Here is a 7981-nt window from a genome sequence, read left to right as displayed (position 1 = left end):
GGCTCGGCGAGCCCCTCACCCTCGAGGTGCTCGCGCGGCACGCGGGGGTCTCGCCGCGTACGCTGTCGCGGCGCTTCGTCGAGGACACGGGGTACACGCCGATGCAGTGGGTCATGCGCGCCCGCGTCGACTTGGCCCGTGAGCTGCTCGAGCGTTCGCAGCGGAGCGTGGAGCAGATCGCCACCGACGTCGGGCTCGGCACCGGCGCGAATCTGCGGCTGCACTTCCAGCGCATCCTCGGCACCACGCCGAGCGAGTACCGGCGCACCTTCGCCCGGGGCGAGTAGCCCGCCGGGGCGTGGCGCGATCCTTTTGAACCGTGGCGATCACGCCGCTGTCACGGGCGGACGCCGCGCGCGACGCTGGTGGCGAACCGCAGGGACCGAAGGGACACCACCACTCATGACCCGCATCGCGATCAACGGATTCGGCCGCATCGGACGCAATGTGCTGCGCGCGCTGCTCGAACGCGACAGCGACCTCGAGGTCGTCGCCGTCAACGACCTCACGGAGCCCGCCACCCTCGCCCGGCTGCTCGCCTACGACACGACGGCCGGCCGGCTCGGCCGCCCGGTGACGGCCGACGGGGACGCCCTCGTCGTCGACGGCCGTCGCATCAAGGTGCTCGCCGAGCGTGAACCGGCGCGGCTGCCCTGGGCCGAGCTCGGCGTGGACATCGTGCTGGAGGCGACCGGCCGCTTCACGTCGGCCGAGGCCGCCCGTGCCCACCTCGACGCCGGCGCGAAGAAGGTGCTCGTCGGCGCGCCGTCGGACGGCGCCGACGTCACGCTCGCGTTCGGGGTCAACACCGACGCGTACGACCCGGACGTGCACACGATCGTCTCGAACGCCTCGTGCACGACCAACGCGCTCGCGCCGCTGGCCGCCGTGCTCGACGAGCTCGCCGGCATCGAGCACGGCTTCATGACGACGGTGCACGCCTACACGCAGGAGCAGAACCTGCAGGACGGTCCGCACCGCGACGCCCGCCGCGCCCGTGCCGCCGCCGTCAACATCGTGCCGACCACGACGGGCGCCGCCAAGGCGATCGGTCTCGTGCTGCCGAACCTCGACGGCAAGCTGTCGGGCGACTCGATCCGGGTGCCGGTCCCGGTGGGATCGATCGTCGAACTCAACACGACCGTAGCCCGCGACGTGACGCGCGACGAGGTGCTGGCGGCGTACCGCGCCGCGGCGGAGGGTCCGCTCGCCGGTGTCCTCGAGTACTCGGAGGACCCGCTCGTGTCGTCCGACATCACGGGCAACCCGGCCTCGTCGATCTTCGACTCGGCCCTCACCCGCGTCGACGGCCGCCACGTCAAGGTGGTCGCCTGGTACGACAACGAGTGGGGCTTCTCGAACCGGGTGATCGACACGCTCGGACTCCTCGCCACCCGCTGACACCCGTCGTCGAAGGGCCCCACCGCAAGCGGTGGGGCCCTTCGACGACGTGCCCGGTGAGGCACTGGCGGAGGATACGAGATTCGAACTCGTGAGGGGTTGCCCCCCAACATGCTTTCCACATGTTCGTACAGGGGTCCGGACGGGGTCGGGGGTGTCCCGAACTGCGGCGGAGCGTTCGGGCCGACGCAGTCCGGACGAGCCCGGACGTGCGCGAACGAGACCAGAACCGAGACCGGCGGAGTGGCCCTTGGACCCCACCCGCAACGTGACAGCACCCCGTGTGGTTCCGGTCATTCGACCGGGTTCCCTCTGGCGCCCGAGGTGATTCAGGCAGTACACACGATGCAGTGAGCCGGTAGTGACATGGGGGAACGAGGGAACCGTATGGATCCGGAGCTTGCCGGCCTCGCTTCCGTAGCGGCTGCGACAGTGGTGCAACTGCTGACGACGGCCGGTTGGGAGCGGGCACAGACCTCGATGGGTGCGCTGTGGCGTCGTGTGTACCCGGACCGGGCGAACACGGTGGAGTCCGAACTCGAGGAATCCCGTGCAGTGCTGCTCGCTGCACGGCAGGACGCCAGCGATCCGGCCGAGGCCGAACAGGCCGAAGCGGAGCTGGTCAGCGAGTGGCAGGGGCGGCTGCGCAGGCTACTCGCGGCCGAGCCCGGACTCGCCGCGGAACTGCGCAGGATCCTCGCCGACAACCTGGGCCCTGAGCCGTCCGGCAGAGGCCCGGACGAGCCATCGGTGAGGGTGTCCGTGCGGGCCTCGGACAGCAGCCGGGTCTACGTTGCTGGACGCGATCAGCACCTCCGCGGAGGGTGATCGATGAGCCCGGAAGAGCCGCAGGCGGATCACGGCACCGAACGCCCGGACTCCGCAGACCACCCGGCGGACGACGCGCCGCGCAACGCGGGCGACGGCATCCATATCCAGGCATACGCCCGCGATCACGCAGGCATCAACGTCGCCGGCCGTGACCAGCACTTCCACTACGTCGACGGAGTGCGCAAACGCCGCCGCACCGAGGTGGGAAGTTCGGTGCCGGACTGCCCCTACCCGGGGCTGGCTGCCTTCGGGCAGGAGCACGAGCGGTGGTTCTTCGGACGAGAGGCACTCGTCGCCGAGTTGACCGATCGCCTCGACCGGCGTGTGGACTCGGGTCGACTCCAGGCGGTTGTGGCCCCGTCGGGCGCGGGTAAGTCCTCGCTGCTGCGGGCCGGGCTGCTGCCGCACCTGGACCGGGCCGCGCTGCCCGGCTCCGACCGGTGGCCGAAACTCTTGCTCACTCCCAGCGCCCACCCGCTCCGTGCTCTGGCTGACCAGATCGTGGCACTCCGCGGCGTCGGCTCGGAGGTCACGGCCGCAGATCTCGTCGCCGACCCGCTGCAGTGCCTCTCGGTCCTGGCCGAGGCCCTGCGAAACGACCTGCCGGGGCAGCCCGCGCGGGCGGTCATCGTGGTCGACCAGTTCGAAGAGCTCTTCACGCTCTGTACCGACGAGCAGGAACGGCGCTCCTTCGTCACACTGCTCACCCGCCTTGCGGGTGGCCAGGCACGCACCGGTACGGAGGGTACCTCGCAGGCCCTCGTGGTTCTGGGCATCCGGTCGGACTTCTACGCTGCGTGCATCGATTACCCGCCCCTGCGCGCCGCGCTGCAGGATGCCCCGCTGGTCGTCGGTCCCATGACGGACGAGGAGCTGCGCGCGGCCGTCCTGCTGCCCGCCATGGACGTGGGGCTCGACGTAGAGGACGGACTGGTCGAGCTGCTCCTGCACGACCTGGGAGCCACCATGGCGATGGGGCCCACAGGGGAAGTGCGCTACGAGGCAGGGCGCCTGCCGCTGCTCGCACACGCCCTGCGTGTCTGCTGGCAGCAGCGGCACGGCGCCACGCTCACCGTGCGCGGGTACCGCGACACCGGAGGCATCCAAGGCGCCATCGCCTCGACCGCCGACCGCGTCTACAGCGGACTCGACGACGACGAGCGGCGCGTGGCACAGTCGCTCTTCCTGCGGATGGTGCGGGTCGGCGACAGGGCGGAGGACGTCCGACAGCACCTGACCCGCGCCGAGTTGGCGGACATCGGCGGCGAACATGCCGAGTCGGTAGTGGACGCGTTCACTCGGGCCCGGCTGCTCACCCGCGCGCAGGAGACCGTCGAGATCACCCACGAGGCTCTGCTGCGTACGTGGCCCCGGCTCCGCGGCTGGATCGACGCCGACCGAGCCGGACGCCTCACCCTCCAGAATCTGGAAGAGGCGGCGGCCACGTGGGAGGAGAGCGGTCGTGACCCAGCGCTCCTGTTTCGTGGCAGCCCTCTTGAGGTTGCGCGTACCTGGGCGCTCAACGCGCCATCGAACAGCTTGAGTTCAAGGGCAAGGGCGTTCCTTGCCGCTGGGGAGCGGGCGCGGCGCCGTATCGCTCGGCTGCGGAGCATGGTCATCGCAGCCCTCGTCGTCCTGACCCTGCTCGCCTCGGGTGCCGCAGGCATGGCGCTCAAGCAGCAGGGGGAGGCATTGCACCAGCGGGACCTCGCCGTCTACAACCGGGTCGTCGCCGAAGCCGACCGGTTGCGCGGCACGGACCAGTCGCTGGCCTCCCAGCTCGACCTCGTGGCGCACCGGATGCGGCCTGGCGACGAGACGTACACCCGCCTGCTGAACTCCGGGAACACCCCGCTGTCCAAGCAGCTGCAGGGCCACACCGAACGGGTCTCGTCGGTGGCGTTCAGCCCGGACGGGCGCACCCTGGCCACCGGCAGCGGCGATGCCACGGTCCGACTCTGGGACACCTCCGACCCACGCAGCCCCCGCGCTCTGGGACGGCCTTTGACCGGCCACACCAAGGCCGTGATGGCGGTGGCGTTCAGCCCGGACGGCCGTACTCTGGCCGCTGCCGGTGATGACCGTGACCGGTGGGTCCGGCTGTGGGACGTGTCCGACCCGTCGGATCCCGAGCCTCTCGGCCAGCCCCTGACCGGCCATGACGCCGTCATCAGCGGGGTGGCGTTCAGCCCTGACGGCCACCTGCTCGCCAGTAGTTCCGGCGATGCCACGGTTCGGCTGTGGGACGTGTCGGACCCGGCCGATGCCAAGCTCGTGGGCGAACCGCTCAAGGATGGTCCGGGCAGGCTCTGGGCGGTGGCCTTCTCCCCGGACGGCAAGACACTCGCCACCGGGGCGGACGACTTCAAGACCCGTTTGTGGGATGTGTCCGATCCGAAGAAGCCAAAGCGGCGCGGAGCCCCGCTCAAGGGCCACACCAACACTGTCGCGTCCCTGGCGTTCAGCCCCGATGGCCGGACCCTCGCCACCGGCAGCGGCGACTCCACCGTACGGCTGTGGAACGTCGCGGACCCTGACAAGCCGACGTACGCAAACCAGCTCCTCAAGGGGCGCAGCGCCGTGATCTCCTCGGTGGCGTTCAGCCCGGACGGGCGGGTCCTGGCCACCGCCAGCGCGGACGCGACCGTGCAGATGTGGAGCGTCTCCGACCCGACACGTCCCAAGGCGCTCGGGCAGGCATGGACGGGGCACAGCAACACCGTGTCGTCGGTGGCGTTCAGCCCTGACGGACACACCCTCGCCTCCGGCAGCTACGACCAGACGGCCCGGCTGTGGGACGTGCCGCGCACGCTGCTGACCGGCCACTTCAACGGTGTGATCGGTGTGGCGTTCAGCCCGGACGGGCGGCTTTTCGCCACCGGTGGTCTGGACGGGGCGGTGCGGCTGTGGGACACGTCGGAGCACGGCCTTCCGAAACTGCTCGGTCGGGGGTTCCAGGCTCATACCGCCGGCGTCAGGTCCCTGGCGTTCAGCCCGGACGGGAAGTTCTTCGCAAGTGCCGGGTACGACGGCGTGATCCAGCTGTGGAACATCTCCGAACCGTCCGAACCCAAGTACCTGGGTGATCCCCTGACCGGACACGAGGGCGGCATCTGGACCCTGGCGTTCAGCCCGGACGGCAAGACCCTGGCCACTGGCGGCCAGGACTCCACAATCCGCCTGTGGGACGTCACGGACCCAAGCCGTGCCGGGCCGGTCGGCCGTCCGGTGCGCCACCACGAGGGCATGGTGCTCGCCGTGGCGTTCAGCCCGGACGGCGACATGCTGGCCAGCGGCAGCTACGACACCACGGCTCAGCTGTGGGACGTCCGCGACCGGACTGAACCCGAGCGCGTCGGGCGGCCGCTGAAGGGCCACATCAATGGTGTCTCCTCCCTGGCGTTCAGCCCGGACGGAAAGACTCTCGCCACCGGCAGCAACGACTTCTCGGTGCGCCTGTGGGACATCTCCCCGCCCAGCCACCCCACCAGTCTTGGCGAGCCGCTGACCGGACACACCGATTCCGTGTTCGCCCTCGCCTTCAGTCCGGACGGCAGCACCCTCGCCACGGGCAGCTACGGTCAGTCGTCGGTGCAGCTGTGGGACGTCCGCACGCCCGCCCGGCCGAGCCGTCGCGGCCTGCCGCTGAACGCCCACACCGACTCCGTGTACGCCGTTGTCTTCAGCCAGGACGGGAAGACGCTGGCCACGGGCAGCCTCGACCAGTCGGCCCGGCTGTGGCAGCTCGACGTGGACACGAGCATCGAGAGGATCTGTGTCGACACCGAGCGCCTCAGTCCCGGCCAATGGCGCCGCTTCGTCGGGGAGGGAGTGGTGTACGCCCCGCCGTGCGCCTGACGTGCGTCCGGCGAGGCGTGTGCACAGGTTGAGGATCGCGCACGGAACCCGGGGAGCACGGCGAGGACGACGTGATCACCTTCGCCGAGCAGGAGATCGACCGCACGTGCCGAGCCGGAGAGGAGGGCTGGTTCGTCAGCGACGGCCGGTCCGTCCGGCCGACCGGCGGCTTCACGCTTCCCCGCATGCCGGGCCGCCCTCGACGGGCGGTGGACGAGAACTGCAACCACGCACGTCGAAGGGCCCCCTGTTTCCAGGGGGCCCTTCGACATCGTGCCCGGTGAGGCACTGGCGGAGGATACGAGATTCGAACTCGTGAGGGGTTGCCCCCAACACGCTTTCCAAGCGTGCGCCCTAGGCCTCTAGGCGAATCCTCCGGTGGGAACATTACATGACCGAGAGGAGTGCTCGCGAACTCGTTCTCCGCCCGCGACATGGGGTAGCCTCTGGCGTAGCCCCTCACGCGGCGCTATCTGACTGAACTCCCCCAGGGCCGGAAGGCAGCAAGGGTAGGTCGGCTCTGGCGGGTGCGTGGGGGGCGCTTGCGTTCCGGGCGTACGGGCCGGTTGTCGGTGGGCGCCTATAACCTCGTATGCGTGTCGTCTCTCGCGCTCTACCGCCGCTACCGCCCGGAGTCCTTCGCCGAGGTCATCGGGCAGGAGCATGTCACCGACCCGCTGCAGCAGGCGCTGCGGAACAACCGGGTCAATCACGCGTACCTGTTCAGCGGTCCGCGCGGATGCGGCAAGACGACCAGCGCGCGGATCCTGGCGCGGTGCCTGAACTGCGAGCAGGGCCCGACCCCGACGCCGTGCGGGGAGTGCCAGTCCTGCCGGGACCTCGCGCGCAACGGGCCGGGTTCGATCGACGTCATCGAGATCGACGCCGCTTCCCACGGTGGTGTGGACGACGCCCGTGACCTGCGCGAAAAGGCGTTCTTCGGGCCCGCGGCCAGCCGCTACAAGATCTACATCATCGACGAGGCCCACATGGTCACGTCGGCCGGTTTCAACGCGCTGCTCAAGGTCGTCGAGGAGCCACCGGAGCACCTGAAGTTCATCTTCGCCACCACCGAGCCCGAGAAGGTCATCGGGACCATCCGGTCGCGTACGCACCACTACCCGTTCCGGCTGGTGCCGCCCGGCACCCTGCGGGACTACCTCGGCGAGGTGTGCGGCAAGGAGGACATCCCGGTCGAGGAGGGCGTGCTGCCGCTCGTGGTGCGGGCCGGCGCCGGGTCCGTGCGTGACTCGATGTCCGTCATGGACCAGCTCCTCGCCGGCGCGGGTGCGGACGGTGTGACGTATGCCATGGCCGCCTCCCTGCTGGGGTACACGGACGGCTCGCTGCTCGACTCCGTCGTCGAGGCATTCGCGACCGGTGACGGGGCCGCCGCCTTCGAGGTCGTCGACCGGGTGATCGAGGGGGGCAACGATCCGCGGCGGTTCGTCACCGACCTGCTGGAGCGGCTGCGGGACCTCGTCATCCTCGCCGCCGTGCCCGACGCCGCGGAGAAGGGGCTGATCGACGCCCCCGCCGACGTGATCGAGCGGATGCAGGCACAGGCCGGCACCTTCGGGGCCGCCGAGCTGAGCCGCGCCGCCGACCTCGTCAACGAGGGGCTCACCGAGATGCGCGGCGCCAACTCGCCGCGCCTCCAGCTCGAGCTGATCTGCGCGCGCGTGCTGCTGCCCGCCGCCTACGGCGACGAGCGCTCGGTCATGGCCCGGCTGGACCGGATCGAGCGCGGGGTGAACTTCTCCGCGGGCGGTGCCGGTGTGCCCGCCGTGGCGTACGCTCCCGGGCCGGAGGCCCACGGGGGAGCGCCGGTGCAGGGCTTCGTCGAGCCGGGGGGCGGTCCCGCTGCCGCCCGGGCGGCGGTACGAGGGCC

The 7981-nt window shown here is 70.6% G+C and carries 5 protein-coding genes, 1 tRNA gene and 1 other RNA gene; 6 read left to right on the top strand and 1 reads right to left on the bottom strand.

Going from position 1 to position 7981, the window contains the following annotated elements; genetic code table 11:
• From B7767_RS36070 to B7767_RS36055, 4 genes are all read left to right on the top strand, one after another.
• The coding region (locus B7767_RS36070; protein WP_143652823.1) for a helix-turn-helix domain-containing protein at positions 1–287 on the top strand (287 nt) is incomplete at its 5' end.
• A 115-nt stretch (positions 288–402) separates the two neighbouring features.
• Positions 403–1401, top strand: coding sequence for a type I glyceraldehyde-3-phosphate dehydrogenase (gene gap, locus B7767_RS36065; RefSeq protein WP_085575720.1), 999 nt, complete (start codon positions 403–405; stop codon positions 1399–1401).
• A 387-nt stretch (positions 1402–1788) separates the two neighbouring features.
• Positions 1789–2229 carry a hypothetical protein gene (locus B7767_RS36060; protein ID WP_085575719.1) on the top strand — a complete coding sequence of 147 codons (441 nt, stop codon included), beginning with the start codon at positions 1789–1791 and terminating at the stop codon, positions 2227–2229.
• Positions 2230–2232: 3 nt separating this feature from the next.
• A complete protein-coding gene (locus B7767_RS36055; protein ID WP_085575718.1) occupies positions 2233–6090 on the top strand; it encodes a hypothetical protein in 3858 nt (1285 codons plus the stop codon).
• A 289-nt stretch (positions 6091–6379) separates the two neighbouring features.
• Here B7767_RS36055 and B7767_RS36045 read toward each other — a convergent pair.
• A tRNA-Ser gene (locus B7767_RS36045) sits at positions 6380–6467 on the bottom strand.
• 73 nt (positions 6468–6540) lie between these two features.
• Here B7767_RS36045 and ffs point away from each other — a divergent pair.
• Positions 6541–6639, top strand: an RNA gene (gene ffs / locus B7767_RS36040) — signal recognition particle sRNA small type.
• Between the two features lie 47 nt (positions 6640–6686).
• The coding region (locus tag B7767_RS36035; protein WP_143652822.1) for a DNA polymerase III subunit gamma and tau at positions 6687–7981 on the top strand (1295 nt) is incomplete at its 3' end.

This window comes from Streptomyces sp. 13-12-16, assembly GCF_002114215.1.
GTDB lineage: Bacteria > Actinomycetota > Actinomycetes > Streptomycetales > Streptomycetaceae > Streptomyces.
The sequence above is the reverse complement of the archived record's forward strand: the minus strand, read 5'-3'. Positions and strand labels throughout refer to the sequence as shown.

What these genes read in the sequence shown, in the direction of transcription:
- gap (WP_085575720.1), top strand. Translation starts at nt 403, where the DNA reads ATGACCCGCATCGCGATCAACGGATTCGGCCGCATCGGACGCAATGTG.
- B7767_RS36055 (WP_085575718.1), top strand. Translation starts at nt 2,233, where the DNA reads ATGAGCCCGGAAGAGCCGCAGGCGGATCACGGCACCGAACGCCCGGAC.
- B7767_RS36060 (WP_085575719.1), top strand. Translation starts at nt 1,789, where the DNA reads ATGGATCCGGAGCTTGCCGGCCTCGCTTCCGTAGCGGCTGCGACAGTG.